The sequence below is a fragment of the Candidatus Margulisiibacteriota bacterium genome, from assembly GCA_028715625.1.
GTDB lineage: Bacteria > Margulisbacteria > Riflemargulisbacteria > GWF2-35-9 > GWF2-35-9 > JAQURL01.
Genome location: JAQURL010000002.1, coordinates 24,866 through 42,277, shown reverse-complemented (window position 1 = coordinate 42,277; position 17,412 = coordinate 24,866). Strand labels below are relative to the sequence as shown.

Annotated in this window: 9 protein-coding genes; 3 read left to right on the top strand and 6 right to left on the bottom strand. The window is 35.4% G+C overall.

The features are described from left to right. Positions 1 to 2 precede the first annotated feature (2 nt). From PHV30_00725 to PHV30_00715, 3 genes are all read left to right on the top strand, one after another. Positions 3 to 7,571, top strand: coding sequence for a hypothetical protein (locus PHV30_00725; GenBank protein ID MDD5455535.1), 7,569 nt, complete (start codon positions 3 to 5; stop codon positions 7,569 to 7,571). A gap of 4 nt (positions 7,572 to 7,575) precedes the next feature. Continuing rightward, positions 7,576 to 8,343, top strand: a complete 768-nt coding sequence (locus tag PHV30_00720; GenBank protein ID MDD5455534.1) for a TatD family hydrolase — start codon at positions 7,576 to 7,578, stop codon at positions 8,341 to 8,343. A 92-nt stretch (positions 8,344 to 8,435) separates the two neighbouring features. After that, positions 8,436 to 9,446: a type II secretion system F family protein gene (locus PHV30_00715; protein ID MDD5455533.1), complete on the top strand. Its 1,011-nt coding sequence runs from the start codon at positions 8,436 to 8,438 to the stop codon at positions 9,444 to 9,446. Here PHV30_00715 and PHV30_00710 read toward each other — a convergent pair. From PHV30_00710 to PHV30_00685, 6 genes are all read right to left on the bottom strand, one after another. Then, positions 9,443 to 14,587 carry a hypothetical protein gene (locus tag PHV30_00710; protein MDD5455532.1) on the bottom strand — a complete coding sequence of 1,715 codons (5,145 nt, stop codon included), beginning with the start codon at positions 14,585 to 14,587 and terminating at the stop codon, positions 9,443 to 9,445. The genes PHV30_00715 and PHV30_00710 overlap by 4 nt on opposite strands. A gap of 15 nt (positions 14,588 to 14,602) precedes the next feature. Next, complete coding sequence (locus tag PHV30_00705; GenBank protein MDD5455531.1) at positions 14,603 to 14,869, bottom strand: DUF167 family protein; 267 nt, start codon at positions 14,867 to 14,869, stop codon at positions 14,603 to 14,605. A gap of 254 nt (positions 14,870 to 15,123) precedes the next feature. Continuing rightward, the gene (locus tag PHV30_00700; GenBank protein ID MDD5455530.1) at positions 15,124 to 15,375 is read right to left on the bottom strand and encodes a YggT family protein; all 252 of its coding nucleotides are present in this window, start codon (positions 15,373 to 15,375) and stop codon (positions 15,124 to 15,126) included. A 2-nt stretch (positions 15,376 to 15,377) separates the two neighbouring features. Continuing rightward, positions 15,378 to 16,184 carry a pyrroline-5-carboxylate reductase gene (proC, locus tag PHV30_00695; GenBank protein MDD5455529.1) on the bottom strand — a complete coding sequence of 269 codons (807 nt, stop codon included), beginning with the start codon at positions 16,182 to 16,184 and terminating at the stop codon, positions 15,378 to 15,380. Next, on the bottom strand, positions 16,181 to 16,645 hold the full coding sequence (locus PHV30_00690) for a cell division protein SepF (protein MDD5455528.1): 465 nt from the start codon (positions 16,643 to 16,645) through the stop codon (positions 16,181 to 16,183). The genes proC and PHV30_00690 overlap by 4 nt, the downstream gene beginning before the upstream one ends. Before the next feature lie 11 nt (positions 16,646 to 16,656). After that, a complete protein-coding gene (locus PHV30_00685; GenBank protein MDD5455527.1) occupies positions 16,657 to 17,316 on the bottom strand; it encodes a YggS family pyridoxal phosphate-dependent enzyme in 660 nt (219 codons plus the stop codon). Positions 17,317 to 17,412: the final 96 nt, after the last annotated feature.

Genomic DNA, 17,412 nt, shown 5'->3' with positions numbered 1-17,412 from the left:
CTATGACCCGTCTAATACGTTTAATCAGCCTTTTTCTTTTTTTAGCAGTATTCAGTTACGGTTCCATAAGTGAAGTAGTTTTCAAATCATCAGGAATTACTACAAACTATATGAATATCATGCAAAATGAAGCAATCCAGCTGAAATCGGATGATGACACGCTGACAATTAATATCGGAGATAAAATTGTCGTTATATATACTCCTGCAAATCAACCGACATGTACTATTGTACAGGGTTTTGATTTGCTTGATAGTTTCAGTGGAGGCAAATATGGGTCTGAATGTTCTTTGAATTTTAAAATTAAGTGGCAAAATTCATTTATACAAGATGGAATATATTCTGTAACCATCAACAGCTATGATGGCAGTAACGATTATATTTATAACGATAACCTAACTTATAACGAACAGTTTGTTGTAAACACTTTTAACATCACCTGCGATTCCAAATATATGTACCTAAGTCCGGAGGGAACCTGGTTTAAAGGAGGAATAGGTTCAGCCGAACAGTTGCATTGTAGCGGCAAAGTCACATATAAGTATAATCAGAACATTTATCCACTGCAGGATGTATCGGCGAGGATTTTTTTTGACAATAAAGCAGAGGGTTCGGTCGTAAATATAAATACAAGCGGTTTGTTTGATTTCAATAATTTTGTTCTACCAACCTCAGCAAGTATTAGCAGAAACGTGGAGCTAAAAATTAACCTGGTTTTTCCTCAAGGAAATGCAACTATCGATAACACGGTTTATATAAACACCAAAAATATAATGATTGATAATCAGGCACCGGCAATTAACGGTTCTAGTTTTCAATTATTGCCAGATTTGTCGGATAACGGTGGAGACGGTATCCTTCCAGAAACAGGCTGGTATGACCAGCTAACCGTTTCTGTGAAAATTAACAATTTGGCTACAGATAATACCGGAAGTGGCGTAAGAAGCCAGTTTTATTATGAATCAATTGTTCAATCGCTGTATTCCAGCTCAAACGTCACAGTTAGTATAAAAACACTGGAAGGCACAGACCGTGAAATCGTTGTGTATCTTTTAGATAATGTTTATAACTATGTAACCATGTCGATAACGGTAAATGTAGACCAGACACTGCCAGGGACTTTTTATGTAACTATAGCAGATGATACGGACAATAATCCAACCCAGTCAGTACCGGAACAAGGCTGGTACAATGATGAAACTGTCAGTTTTAGCTGGACTCAACCAAGTGACACAGCCTTAAAAGATCAGCCTTACCAAATAAAAAGCGATGTAGGTTGGCCCTATTGGTCCGCTCAAATTGGAGACACTATTTCAATAAATCAATTTCAAAGTACGATGAATGCAAATGCCCTATATATTGAACCAGGCAATAATACAAACAGAACGGTTTATGTGAGGGCTGCAGATAAAGCAGGGAATGTCAGGGAAGCATATGCAAACGTAAAAGTTGATATTCAGCCTCCTACAATAAATTATTTGCTACTGATGGATGATACAAATAAAGCTGATGGACAAATGTTGCCGGAAAAAGGTTGGTACAATGACGGGTCGGAAGTTCGCTGGATGTGGTCGGTATCTGATGGCGGCGCACTTCCAAATCAACCTTTTGCCTATAGAAATACGTCAGGCCTGAACTCAACAACATCAAACTGGACCAATATTTCAGACGTTATGGTTGGAACGTCGGAATCTTTAACCGGGAATGAATTTGTATTAATTGCTAAAGACGCAGCCGGAAATATTCAGACCACATCAGGGATTGTATATGTAAGCGAGACGCCGATTTCATTTAATTTTGTCGATATTAATTTTCTTCCTGATGATAGTGATAACCAGAACGATGGTGTTTTGCCAAATGCGAACTGGTATGATCAGTCTACCCTTAATATTGTTCTGACATGGGATATTGATAGTGGCGGTGCCGGATTATCCAGGCTATACCTGAAAACCGACAAAGACGTTTCTTATAGTCAAAATCCCTCCTCAAATCCGACTTTTTCGGAATTTACAGTTATACCGCAGGATAATACACCCATTATTTTTACGGCGTTATTTGTAGATAAGGCTGGTTGGACTAAAAGTATAAACAAATATATAAAAGCCGACGTAACAACACCATCAAATCTTAATATTACCCTTGTACCGGATGCTGACAGCAATGGTGACGGTATAGACCCTGAACCTGGCTGGTACGATGATGATACAATAGATTTAAGCTGGCAGCAGCCAATAGATGGGGGGAAACTGAGAGACAAACCCTATCGTATTAAAATTAACAACAATGGATGGGGTAATTGGCAAGCAGAAAATACGGTAGCTAATTTTAAGGTATCGGCCAACATAAGAAATGAAATTTCTATAGAATGTGCTGATGAAGCAGGTAATATAGTTACAAATTCAGTTTTTGTGACGGTTGATGTTACTTTACCCACAGGATCCTATACGCTTAAACTAGAAGACGACGGCCCGCATCGCGGAGGAGTTACTCCTGATTTGGGGTGGTATTCGGATAATTATGTTTTTTGTTCTTTTATTTCTGAAAATGTTACGGATAGTTTAGGCCTTAGAAGCGCAAAATATTTTATTAAAAACGATCTGGGCAAGACCACATACGGCCAGGGATTTACAAACTCTAAGGATGTCAGTATTTATACAACCGAAGGCGGGTCTTTAACACACTATATTGTCGGCGCCATAGCAGACCACGCAGGTAACGTGCTGCAAAAGACAACCAATGTTTATGTAGACATGGTAAATCCGGCATCTTTTTATGCTAATATATTGGCGGATAATACTGATAGTGATGGCAACGGATATTTGTCGGAAAGTGGTTGGTATGATAATGAACAAATTAATCTGGAATGGAATCAATCAAACGATGACGGGCAACTGCCAGCAAAACCATACAGGCTTAAGTCTGTAACAACACAAAACTGGACAGACTGGCAGAACGAATTGGCCTACAATGGATTGGGAGTGCTTGAGGGAGGGGACGACACGAGAGATGCCTATATACAGGTTCGGGACAAAGCGGGTAATTTAACAACCAAAAATTTATATATTAAGATTGATAAAACACCACCCATTATCAACACATTTGATATTATCGCGCAGTCCCCAATTGTTGATACCGATATCCCTAACGGGGTTGTTCTACCTTTACCAGGCTGGTTCAGCCAGACGGTTATTACTTTGTCCTGGGATGTACCAATAGAAAACGGTCAATTAAGAGATGCACCATATAAATATAAGGCGTCCACAGGCCAGGTAGATTATTCTGATTTTACATCGCAGTTAACAGCAACATTATCGGTAAGTGCGAATAATCATGACACGATCAATGTTCTTTTATTCGCCCTGGATCGAGCCGGAAACGGTTCAATTGCCACCAGGGAAATTAAAGTTGATGTTTCAGCGCCCACAGTCACCTTAAGCTATTCAATTGCCAGAAGTTTCATTAAACCATTCCTAATAACCTCAGATATTGTAAGTGTTACACTTCAACTTTCAGAAGAAGTTACCATAACACCAATGTTGGGATATTACTATTTAAACAGCCCAAACCTTGAGACCTTTGTAAACCTTATGCCAGCTATGCAAGAATGGTTTTGTACATTTAATGTCAGCTCACTTGAGGACGGGTGGTATATTTTCAAAACAACAGTATTCGATAATGCCGGCAATAAAACAACAAGCTTAAACGGGGACTCCTATTTTATTATTAAAACATCATCTCCGCCACAGGCAACAAATTTTAGAATGTATAATCCGTTAACTGAAGATCAATATTATACAAAATTAGATCAAGTTAAGGTTACCTTTAATGTAGACTCACAGGTGAAAAAATATTGGATTACCGAGGAAGCCACACCAAACCTGGATATAACTAATTTTTCAGACTACCCGACTACAGATTATTATTACACATTTGATAGTCAGAAAAACGAAACCAAGCTTCTATATTTGTGGGTTGCCAATGATTTGGGTATTATATCTTCCGAATCCGTAACCTGTAGCATTTATTACGACACAACAGAACCATTAGTCAGAATACAACCTGACGAAGTTGGGTCTCAAGGTTTATATAGCAATGTGATAGTGCCAAAGGGCTTGATGACCGCCAAGATGGAGGTTTCCAACAAGCTTGCTTATCAGGATCCTGCTTATATTGAGGCGGCAATTGTTACCCCCTTTTGGCAGGTTTTATTGCCTGGTCTTTACAGCACGGTTACAGTAGATTTGACTCCTGTTTTACCTGAAACCATGAGCAACCCTTTAAGTTCCAACTATCGAACGGTTTGGCTGGCAACGTATAATACAAATTTGGCAGAAGCAAGCGGTAACGCCTATTTTAGGATTGGTATAACAGATAATGCATTGAATTATACAGATGTTATCTTTGACGGAGCGACCTTTAATGTCAATATTGATGCGGCAACGAACCCGGGACTATATATATATTCACTGGATCAAAGAACTGAATACACAAGATGGCTAACAGTAAATCTTGTTATCAGTAAGGACTCCTCTCTTACGAATTATGATTATTACCGGGTAATTGACGGATCTTATAACACACCACTGGCAACCGAAGTTAATAACCCCTGGCCAGCGGGGGAGAACAAAATAACCTTATCCTACAGGATTGATAACGGCACTGCTGTTGAGAATGCGCTGGAAGGTCCAAAATCGTTATATGTCTGGACCAGGAAAAGTCTTTATATAAACCCTGGAATAGTTAAAAAAGTTATCACATTTGATATAACCATACCGACGTACAGTATGCAGACGGATTTGTACAAACAAAAAGATAATTTAAACTATACAGAAACTCTAAGGGTGACGATAAATTTTAATGAAAAAATGTGTGATAACCCCACCCCGACAATTTATATAATAAACGAAGATGAAATAACGACAATTAGCTCCTATGAACTGGTTTTCCTCAAACTAAACAAAAGCGATTATGTATATATAACCACAATTAACGTGGAAGGTTCGGACAAACAAAAAAATATATATATTAAAGTTATAGGTGACGACATGGCGGGTAACAGACTTATCGCCAGAGAGGCCTTAAGGCAAAAACTTGTGCTGCAGGAATATAAGGACGAAGTAAGCATCAAACAACCATATGCAGAACAGGGACAAAAAGATTTTGCATTTATGTCTTTTACAGTTAGCGCCAATGATAAGCCTGTGCATTTAAAGGGCATTAGAATTTTAGCATACGGTCATTATGTCGCCTCAGACATCAGTCAATTTACAATATATAAAGATGGAGATGATAATGGTTTGTTTGAGCCGAGAAAAAAATATGATGTAATTGTAGGTGTCAGCGATAAAGAACTGGATAACACTCATGTAGTATATATACCCTTTTATGAGGATGAAATAATTGTGAGCAGCAATAAAAAGAAATTTTTTGTGGCTGCTGATATAGGGGCCGGAGCGGTAAAAGGGAATACTATGTATTTACAATATGCTACAAAAAATGTTTGTCAGGTAAATGATAACGAAATGGTTGATTATTCAATAGATCCTTATAATACATTTAAAACCAAAACCGTCACATTTGTTAAACCGATAAGCCGTGTTTATATAAACAATATGGATGATAGCGACTTGAATCCCACATTTAATCAGGGTGCGGATTTAGCCACAATAAAAAAACTAAAACTTTATACAGATGTTGGGAGTGTAGTCTGGAGCGGAATGAAAATTTCATATACCGGTTCATTGGATAACTCCAACTTTTCACAAATTGCCATATACAAAGATGGGGACTATAACGGCATTTTTAATAAAGATATTGACGTCCTGATAAGTAATGGAAATGATAGATTTGAATCCGGAAAAAATACAATTACAGTTAATTTTAAAATTAACCAGGCTTTAACCAATGAATCTGATAATGACACATACTATATTGTCGGCGCAGTTGGCATTAACGCACCAATAGGAACAACATTTTCCATGAGAATAGTTACCGCCAACGATATCTATATTGAAACTCCGAATATTGTTGTTGACAGTTCATTCCCGGTTAATTCAATCCCGTTTAATATTCAGAAATACACTTCCAAAATTGATGTTACCCATAATAACAACAAGCAGGAAGATGTTTATCAAGGAGACAGAATAGTTTTACAAAAATTTAACCTAACTGTAGACTATTTTAATCCAAAACTTAGAAGTATAGACTACCTATTGGATGGAACAGCTATAAAAAGCGATTTCAACGATATTGCCATATACACCCTATCAAGAAACCAAACCTATAACAGCAGTTATTTCGAGTTAACTGATGCTTCAAAACTTGATGCGGTGAATACCTGGATGGATAGTGATAAAAAAGTCAGGATTCAATTTGCAAATCCTTATGAATTGTCCTCATCAAATAGTTTCGCATTAGTTGCAACGGTTAGTCCGACAGCAAACATTGACAAACAATTTGTATTTAGAACCACATATTACATAACAACCGCAAATCCCTATGTTATCTTTCAGAACGGGACAGCAAAAGCCGATAAAACGATTACAACCAACACTGTTTTAATCATTGACGCCTTTAGGCCGAGCCAGCCAATTATAAGCGGTAATTATTACTCCCAGTACGTACAAAAAATTGGTATCGATTATGATTCCTACACCAAAAATGGAAACAATATTGTCGGGGTCAAATACTATATAGGAAGCACAAAAGAAGGCACAGATATTGCCACTTATACAGAAAAAGCCCTGGCCACACCGAGGAGTCTATTGATTGATGAACCTTTAAACATCGAAAATATTATTTTGGAGGATAATAAAAAATATTTTATTATGCTCAATACTATCAGCGAAAGGACCGATAATCCCAGCGTCAAATATTACTCTAAGACTTCGTATTTTGAGTTTAAAACGGATTTTTCGCCTCCGCATTTGCCAAATTATCCTCCTTCAGTTGTTATTAGCGATACGGATGTAAATAATATTACTCACCAAATTACTTGGGGTGATTTTTTAGAGGAAGAATCAGGTATCGGTAAGTTTATTGTTGAAGAAAAAAGCAATTACTCGCCATCCTGGTCCGTAGTAAAAGAAAACTACATTAGCGATCCTGCCAGCATTAAATCATCAGACAGACTGGCTGTAATGTATAATCGCAAGCCCAACATGTCATATACATACAGAATAAAAGCACAAAATCTGGCTGGATTATTAAGCGATTATATTTATACAAATTCCGTTACGACGGTTGAAACCAATAAAGTTCTCAGCCATGTTTCCAATTATCCCAATCCGTTTTATTCGCGGAAAGAAAAGACCAAACTATTCTATTTTTTAAATCAGGATACAGGAATAGAGATAAAAGTTTATGATTCAATCGGTCATTTTGTAAAGAAATTCACATTTACAGGCGGACTTCAGGGAAAATCGGTTAAGGGTGACTGCGAAGTTGAATGGGATGGGAAAGATGAAGCGGGAGAATATGTTGAAAAAGGAGGATACTTTGTGGTTATAGAAGCACCTGAAGCAAAGGGTGAGGTAACGAAAGTTGTAAGGATGGTAGGCGTAGTTCATTAATATAATGAATTTAATAGATTCCCATTGTCATCTTACTGATATAAAATTTAGCTCCATAAATATCCAAGAATTGTTAAATAATGCAAATAAACATAATGTAAACAAAATTATTAATTTTGGGGTAGATTACAAAGATAGTCTGAATGTTAAAGAGATATCGCAAAATCATGAATGTTTGTATTATGGTTTCGGTTGTCACCCGCATGAAGCTAAAAGCTTTTTAAAAGCAGAGTTTGAAGAATCTTTATTAGCATTCAAGAATAATCCGAAATGTGTAGCAATAGGGGAGATAGGCCTGGATTATTTTTATTCGTATAGTGAACAAAAATCACAAAAAGACGTTTTTATTTATTTTCTAGAAAAAGCACAGGAATTTCAGCTTCCCGCTTCAATCCACAGCAGGGGCGCAGAAGAAGATGTTTACCAGATTATCAAAGATACCAAGAAAATAAAAATGATATTACATTCTTATACCGGCCCTTTAGATACACTTAAAAAACTGTTGGATATTGGTATTTATATTTCGCTTAACGGCATGATAACGTTTAAGAATAATAAAAATCTTTTGGATATAATCCAGCAAATACCTTTAGACAAATTGCTCATTGAAACGGATGGGCCATACCTGACTCCCGAACCATACAGAAAACATATTAATCAGCCAGAATATCTGGTTGTTATATTAAACAAATTAGCCGAAATTAAGCGAATCAGCATAAAAGAACTGGCAAATATTATTGAAAAGAACACAAACGGATTATTTTTTCCATGATCTATGAGGCATTTTGTTTTTCATTAACAAAAGGGTTTTTCAGAGTTTATTTTTCGAAGACAACCCTAAAAAAAATTAAGAAAAGCAAATGGTTGATTTTATATATTGGCAAAGCCGGTTTATCATTGCCAGAACAAAAAGATTTATTTCAATTTTTGTATTTATATTATAAGGAAGGAACGAATGCTTATTACATTCTGGATAATTACAAAAATGTTGTAAAAAAGTCAAGGAAGCCGTTGATAAAAAGGGTTTTGGGTTTATTAAAGAAAGGGAGCAGCTTTTCAGATGCTTTACTCTCGGGTTCTCTGATAGGAAGTAACGCCAGGCTTTATTTATTCATAGCTAAAGAAACTGGCAACATGGAAACTGCCATAGAGGATATATACGAGATGTTAAGCAACAAAATTGTTGAACACAATAAAATGCTAAGCAAAATATTTTATCCGGCTACCTTATCTCTTCTGGTAATTATATTAATTCCAGTTTTTTCAACGATAATCATTCCTCAAATTAGTAATTATTATAAATACTACCAACTAAAAACGCCATTGCTATTAGTCTTATTTTATCCCTCTAATTTATTAATAATAATATTTGCAATTTTTGTTATCGGAACCTTTGGTTTTTTTATGTTTAAGCGGAACAAAGCAATGGTTATGAAACTTCCTTTGATAAAAAGTATTATGTTCAGACATTTTCAAAAATCTTTATTTACTATTTACCAGGCTTCGATTAAATATCATATTTCATTTGATTATTTAATAGATAAATATAATGAAGTACAAAATAATTTTCATGAAAGCTATTTATTTTCCACACTGAGCCTGTTGATCAAACAAGGAAAAGGGTTGCCGGAAGCCATGGAATCAATGGCAATACTTAAAAAGTATAAACCGATATTTTCCCAGCAGGTAGAGAATACAAAAAAAATATCCATAATAGAAAAAATGATAAAGGAGCTAAATCTCAATGAGGAAGAGCATTACGACCGTTTAGCCAATCTGATTGTTTTGCTGATTATGCTGGTTATCGGAGGTATTGTATTCATGTTCGGATATATTATGTTAAGTCCTCTGCAGCAAATAATAAATGTAATCTAAAAAATGAGTTTTCCGCTAAAAATAAAAGAAATAATTGAATAGTTAAAGTCAGTTTTTCCAGTTAAATCCTTTTTTTCTACATAATTTCCTTCAGCGGTAAAAACAAATTTCTCAATTGTTCCGTTACTTCTTTCAGCCATCGGTATTTCAATATTTGCCGCGACTACCCCGGTAGAAGAAATATTATCTATATCGGTAATTTCGGTAGATAGCGTGTTTCCGTTAACCTGATTGTTTTCAAATTTGGCGTAATCATTAAGCCCGATACCCCAGCTATGTTCTCTTCTAAAGGTAACAACCACCGAGCTTGTATATTTTCCATTATTTACCGGATCAGGCCTGTATTCTGCCAGGAATGCATCAGCATAGTTGTTAAAAGCCATTTGTGTAATGTCATTAATGTTTGCTTTTAGTGTATAAGTATAGCTGATAGATAATTTTGGCAGTAAATACATTAGCATCCCTATGCCCAGGCTATGTACGCTTATACTTTTAATATCCTCAGTAGGGGGTGTAATTAAATTTTCTTCGATTTTTTTATAACCGTAATTTAACAAAAAGGAAAACTGGGCATTAAGTTGTTTAACGCAATTTAGCTGACCCTCAATTGTTTTGTTATACAAATATGAATTATAATTACCCTGAATATCAGCCAAATCAATATCAGCGGAAACCTTCAGGTATTGTATAGTTCGGCTGTAGTTAAGAACAGGAGAAACGCTAAAATCGGCTACAGGAATATTGGTATTTATATTCATCAGCTGCATAATTCTATACTTTAAACCTTTGTCAGTATCAATATAATCGTCATAAGTTTGATTAATATTCAAATTAATAGGATATTTGAAAAACAGCAAGGCATTGCTTAGGTTTTGAGCATTAATATGGGCAGTTTTATTATAAATGGATACACTATTAACTGAAGTTATATTTACCGTTGATAAAGACACGGTATTTTTATAGTTTTCCTCAAGAGTATAATCACTGGTATATTGAGATTTAAGTAAATCTCCCAAAGTATATTGAATAACCTGTTTGGTATTTTCTTTAGGATAATTTTGAAAAGATATCAAAGTATCAGTTGTTCTGTTCTCGGTAGAAAATGAATAGTTAGTAGCCGAAGCAAAATCAAAACTGTAACGAAGATTAGACAATGGTGTTAACGATAGTCCATATCTGGAGTCGCTGGAATAATTTTCTCCGGATGAATATAATGTTGTGTTTCGCGGAATACTATTGGAATCAAACGATTTTGTGAACCGGCGGGAAATAGTTTGTATTTGAACAGGAAAAATATTTCCGAACAAATAAAAGCTGGAAACATTATACTCGGTAACATTAGCATTTTTATTGATATTATTGTTGCTTTCTAAAGAGTTAGCATTAGAAGTTTTATAAAGGACATTGGTAAGGTTGATAAATTTCCAGGTAAATTGATGTAGCAAACTGAAGGTTGTATCAGGAGTCTGGCTGACCAGTAATGAAGCTTTTTCTGACTGAGCAATGGAATATTGATAATTGGGGTTATCAACGATAAAGGTCTGAATTTGCGGATATAGAGTAATGTTGTGTTGATAGTTTTGCAAAGTAACCAGGCTATAATTATTTGAAACAGGATTATTGTTACTATCAAAACCGTTATAAACTTCAGTAAGTTCTCTGTTATATAAATGATATAAATCTAGAAAGGGTAAGGGTTTTAAGGTAAGCTGAAAAGATGATTTCTGATAGGCATTTTCTCTGAGTTTATGATTACCCGAAAGAGGTTCCAGTTCGGTTTCATTTGTTTTGGAAAGAATTGTTTTAAGCTGGAAACGGTTATCATATGCCGTGCAGGTGTTATCCACTATCCAGCTGTAGGATTTTTTGTCTGTAACATTAGATAAATCCATATAATCATTTCTGTAGTCATACTGATTAAGAGAAAAGTTTGTAAGAAAATATTGTGGGCCTACAGAAACTCCCAACATATTTTTATAGCCGATATTATCGACCGCTCTGGAGTTTGGAGATACTGTATTATCTATATCCGACAAATTGTTTTCTTTTTCCCAGTGATAGGTAACAGCCAGAATATTGAATGGTTTATAACCGATCTCGGCCATTATTTTTTCTTGAGTTTGAGATAATTTAGTGCCATTTAAAGAAGCTGTATCCAATTTTGTTTTATTAACAAAATAGGAGGTAGCCACAGAAACGTTATTGTAAGGTGTTACGGCTGTAGCAAAGTTGATAACGTTTGATCCTGCGGCATATTTCGTGGAACCGAACGGAGCAAAATCATCATCAACAGAAACCAGTTCCAACTGAGAACTGGAAAAATTATTGGTATATTTGGTTCGCAGATTAACCGCATTACCTTCCTTGAAGACCTTTTGTATGTTTTCGCCGGAATCTGTTGTGTAATATGAGTATTTGATATAGACATTATCAGAAGGTGTAGGATTAAGGTTTATAAAGGTTATTTTTCCCAAAGCATAATTTATATAGTAATGCTCATTTTTTATGGCATTAGGTTGACCATTTATGTAAACTATTTCGGAGTTTTCAACAATGTTCGGGTAATTCAGAGAATAGGTAAACCCGTATTGTCCGTTTGCTGCTATATAATTGGTTGTAGTTTGAAAACTTCTGGAATACTCCTTACTGGTTTTTGCTACATCAAGACAAATATCTAGATTTTTGGAGAAATTTTGATTATATACTGCCTCAAATTGCTCATGTGAAATGTCGCCGGGGTCTGGTATGTTGGATTTATTGTATTTATAAGTAATACGAAACTGATCATAAGATGTGAGGTTGGCAGGAACACCGTAAACCATACCATCTTTCCCAAGATATTGATTAAACAAAACTATATATATTTGTCCTACATTTACTCCCGCATTATAATAATCAACAATATAATCCTTACCATAAATCAGTGTTAAGTAACCTGCTTGAGAGGCTTTTTGATACTCAACGAGAATTTGGTTGTTGTAGCGGTCATACTTAACAGGCTGCTCCATTTTTGAGAGAATTCTATGGGCAGATTGATTATTAAAGATAACATTGTGTTCAAAGTCCGGATCGGTTCCTGAAAAGAACCATTGAGACGGTCCATATTCCTTATAATAATAATAGGTTATATTTACGTCATTTTGAGAGCCGGTTATTACTGTGTTGTTAATAGTTACCACACCGGTATAAGCATTTAAGTTGTAATTAACAGAACTGATAAGCTGCTGATTAACATAAACTGCGATAGAATCTAAAACAATCGGCCAGGAGCTTAGGTACAATGTCAGGCTATTGTCAGCATTGAGAGATGGGGAGCTATAAGTATCAGAAATTAATTTGGTATTTAAGTCTTTTTGCGCTTTGGCAAACTCTTTGAAGTATCCGAATTGAACTTTATAATTTGAGTCGGTCTCAGGATTGGTAGCGGAATATTTGCCCAATACATGTTGCTCATAATTAATAACGATTTTAGATGTTTGGGGAATTGGATAATTGAACATCAACCTACCGTTAATGTAATCGATTTTATAGTCCACATCTCTTTTGTAAACCATGTCCTGTACAATGACTTCGTCACTATATTCCAGAATTGGCATAAATTGTAAGTAATAAATACCCAACTTTCCTTTACCGTTAAATACTTCAGTTTTTTTCTGGGTTTGTGGAGTAAGATAGGAGATGTTTATCGTTGGCGATAACGGTTTATTCAGAAAAAACACTTTACCATTAATATAATGAATATAATAGTCGCGGTTGTTTTTTAAGGGCAAACCGTCGGACCATATTTTTTCAGAAGTAAATTTAACCGGTTTCTTTTTTAGCTGTATCATTTTAACATCGGACGATAAAATATAGGTTTCATTTATTTCCTTATAAATAGGTTGTAGTTCATCCTGAGCCTGCTTTGTGTACTCTCCGCTTAACCCTATAAAATTTACATGTGTAGCAATCGGAATGAATTCTTCTATGGGATTGGTATATTCGTAATAAAAAGTCAGATTATCCTGAGACATTTTTGGAGTTTTAAAAACAACCTTACCCTCAAAATAGTTGATCTGATAATCAACATTTTCTACCAGAAGAACATCGTTTACCCAAACTTTCAGAGAGTTTTCCAAAATCGGTTTGTTACGAAGCACATATTCATTTACTCCACTACCCGTTCTGCTAAAGAAATCTGCCTGACTTTTAGCTTGACCGTACCCAAAGTTGTAATTGAAAGACCCCTCACTGCCTACAACTGATATTCCATCTATTTTTTTGCTGATATTTGTAAAAGCCCCTAAAGAATATGCTTTATCAATGACCCCAAAATTGATAATATTTTTTCTTATTTTTAAATTAATATCGGTTTTTTGAGGCATATTCGGTTCTTGCTGAATATTATAGTTAACCTCAGTATCCTCATTGATTTTTGCCCTTAAAAGCAGGTTAAAGCGCGATTCAATCTGGAAATCAACCTCCTTTATTTTTCTCATTAAATCAACATAAACAGAGTCCAATAAAGCACTATTACGATTTCCGTTAACCTTTAATGAATAAAGTTTTATTTCACCGAAGCCATCCATATATGGTGTTATGTGTAAGTTGTCTTCGTTTTTTTGCTTTTCCTCCCATTGTTCCCAACGAAAATCTCTCCAGAAGCTGGAAGTAACAGGTTTTTCCAGAACATCTTCTTCATCAGTAATTTTTTGCAATGCCGGCTCCCTGGCTTTAATGGAAGGAGTAGACAGCTCCACCTTAAAAATTTTTCTTTCCAGCACCACGATACTGTGATCAACAGTAGGAATCAGATTACCGGAAATAGAAACGGAAGGAGTTACTTCAAAATTTGCCTTAAGCTCCTGCTCGTTGACAGAGGGTTTGTTTAAACTTTCAATCGTATATTGTTTATTAGGGTACAAGTCGCTATTAACAGGTATTATAGCCATTGTGGGAATAATGGCCGGAGAAATTTCCTCAAGATTTTTTGTATCCACAAGCACAAGAAGTTCCATTAAGTTGCTAGTGCTGAGATTTGGCTCATTGTCTGTTGTTGGCGAGGTTGATGGTAAAACGTTTAAGGTAACATTATTGGAAATAGTTTCACAAAAAAGTAAAGAAAAAAAGAGAAGAACAGTGTATATTGTTTTTAGAAGCATTATTTGAAACAGAGCTCAATTAAAAAAGTCTTGCAGGGGCTTAATAAAATCTTCAATAGCCAAAATTTTATTGTGACTTAATTCCCCACTTATAATTTTCAACTTTTTTTTGGGAATTTTCAATTGTTTTGCCAGTATATCAATTATTTTTTTGTTTGCCTTACCCTTTTCAGGGATAATATTTAGTTTTATTTTTAAATGATCTTCATTTTCATAAATAATTTCACATTTTTTCGCATTGGTTATTGTTTTTACGTGTAAAAGCTTGGGCTTGGTCTGCACAACTAGAAAAAGAACCTTAGAAGCGGTTCTACAATATAAGCGAGAAGAGCAAGTGGCAACAGAGGAGAAAAATCAAAAGGTGTTAAGAAAATCTTTTGAAAAGGTTTTATCAACGGATAAGACAAAAACACTATAATTTGAACAAAAAAATTAAGAACAGGGTTACGATTTTTTTTAAAGAAAATCAATACATTGGCAACAAGACGCAAGATAAGTATTGAATAAAGGATTTTAAAAATAAAATAAAGGAACATCTAAAAAACAAACAACCTGAGAACAAGTTGCCTGATAAAGTCTAATACAAAAAATGCGACTATCGGCGAAAAATCAAACCCCCCGAACTGTAATGGCAAGGAGCGAAACATTTCCAGATATGGATCCGTAACTTTGCCAAGACCACGAACCAGAGGGTGATTGTAATCGTGCGGCAACCAAGTAAGAATAATCCTGAATACCAGCAGGAATTCGTAAATCTGAAAAGCAAAAGATATTATTTGAACGGTCATTATTATATATTCTTACTTAATTCTTCTGCCCGTTTCTTCGCCCCCAATAAGGTGTCTTTTATTATAGCAGAAATTTCACTCGCTTGTAATACTTTTAAGGCAGCCTCAGTGGTACCCTTTGGTGAAGTCACCATAGAGACTAGCTCTGCCGGTGTCTGTTTGTTCCGTAAAATCATCTGAGCAGCACCCAGCATGGTTTTGCTGATTAAATGCAGGGCATCATTATAATTTAAGCCTATTTCCAGGGCCTCCCTGGCAAAAACATCGGCGAAATAAAAGAAATAGGCAGGCCCACTGCCACTTAGTGCGGTTACGCTGTTCATCAGTTTTTCTTCTATAGGCAGAATATCCCCAACATTTTCAAAAATTTTGGAGACGATTTTTTTATGTTGCAAGGAACAGTCTGCTGAAAAACATATTCCGCTCATCCCCTGGTTAATCAGGGCAGGAGTGTTTGGCATCACACGGGCAATTCTATTTTGGGGGAAATACTTTTTGTAAAAACCAATTGTTAAACCTGCAGCAATTGAAACCAGAAGCACATTTTTTTTTAAAAATGAAGATAACTCCCCGATAACCTCATGAACAGTCTGTGGCTTGATGGCCAGGATACAAATTTCATATTCATTGATTTCCAGAACAGTTTTCAGTATAGCTACCTTATAATTTTTTTTAATAACAGCAGTGCGTTCCTTGTTGGTATCAAATATTCCTATCTGAAAAGCAGACTTATCCCTACCAAGGCCTTTTATAAGAGCCTCACCCATATTGCCCGCACCGATAAAGCAGATTTTTTTCTGTTTATTCAATTGTTATTTATTAGACTTACTACTATTTCTTCGTTGGCATTGTTTTTTAAAGTTTCTACAGTTTTTTCAGGCTGGTCCTCAGTAATAATAATCTTGGCTGGAGTTAACATGATTATATTATCGGTGAGCCTTGCCAAATGGCCGTTCAATGAATAAATTGTCCCGGAAATGAAATCCATAAACCTTTTCATATTCATTGAATCCAAATACTGAAAATTAACAATCATGGGGGTTTCTTCTTTTAAAAGATTAGCTATATTAAGAGCATCAGAGTATTTTTTGGGAGAGATAATTTTTACTTCCGAGAAACCTTTTTTGAAATACGACAGACTTATAGTGGAAGCATTCTTCTGGTTGGATTTTCTGCCAGTCTGTTCCGCAGGACCGTTTACCGATTCCGAATCTTCCAGACCAAGAAAAACCTTGAATTTTTCGAACATATTTTTTTGAGCGTTTACCATTTTTTTCCTCCTTAAGAAAATAATATGGTCCCTAACCGGACCATAGTCGCCCCATCCTTGAGGGCTACAATAAAATCGTTACTCATTCCCATTGATAAGTGCTGGTAATTGATGCCGGATTCTTTTAATTCTTCAGCAAGATCCTTTAATTGTTTGAAGATTGAATGTAAATAATCTTCATCATTGGTATAGGGCGCCATTGTCATATAACCGATAAAGTTCACATTGGAATAATCGTATACAGAACGAATAGTAAGCCTTATTTCATTGGCTGAAAAACCCTGTTTGCTTTTTTCTCCGGAAACATTGACCTGCAAGAGAATGTCAGGTTTCACATTCAATTCTTTCGCGTAATTATTAAGGGACGCTAATATATCCCAGCTATTTACCGAGTGGATAACATGAAACAGCTGAACAATTTTTTTTGCTTTATTTTTTTGAATTGTACCGATGAAATGCCAGGTAACCTTATATCTATTAGCCAGAGCCATAATTTTAGGCTCAGCTATTTGTAGCCGATTTTCTCCAATATGTTGAAGCCCGGACTGAATGGCCTGCTCGGTTTGCTCTGTGGACAACGTTTTTGTTACTCCAATTAAAGTTACCTCGGGCACAACCTTATTTTGGGATATGATATCCTTAACTTTTTTAATATTATCACTATAGAACATTTTCCCCCTGCCTTGAAAAAGGTATCAGTAAGATTAATTATACGTATTTTGAATTGAAAATCAAATCATCACCTTGCCAGGAAAACCGGGTAATCC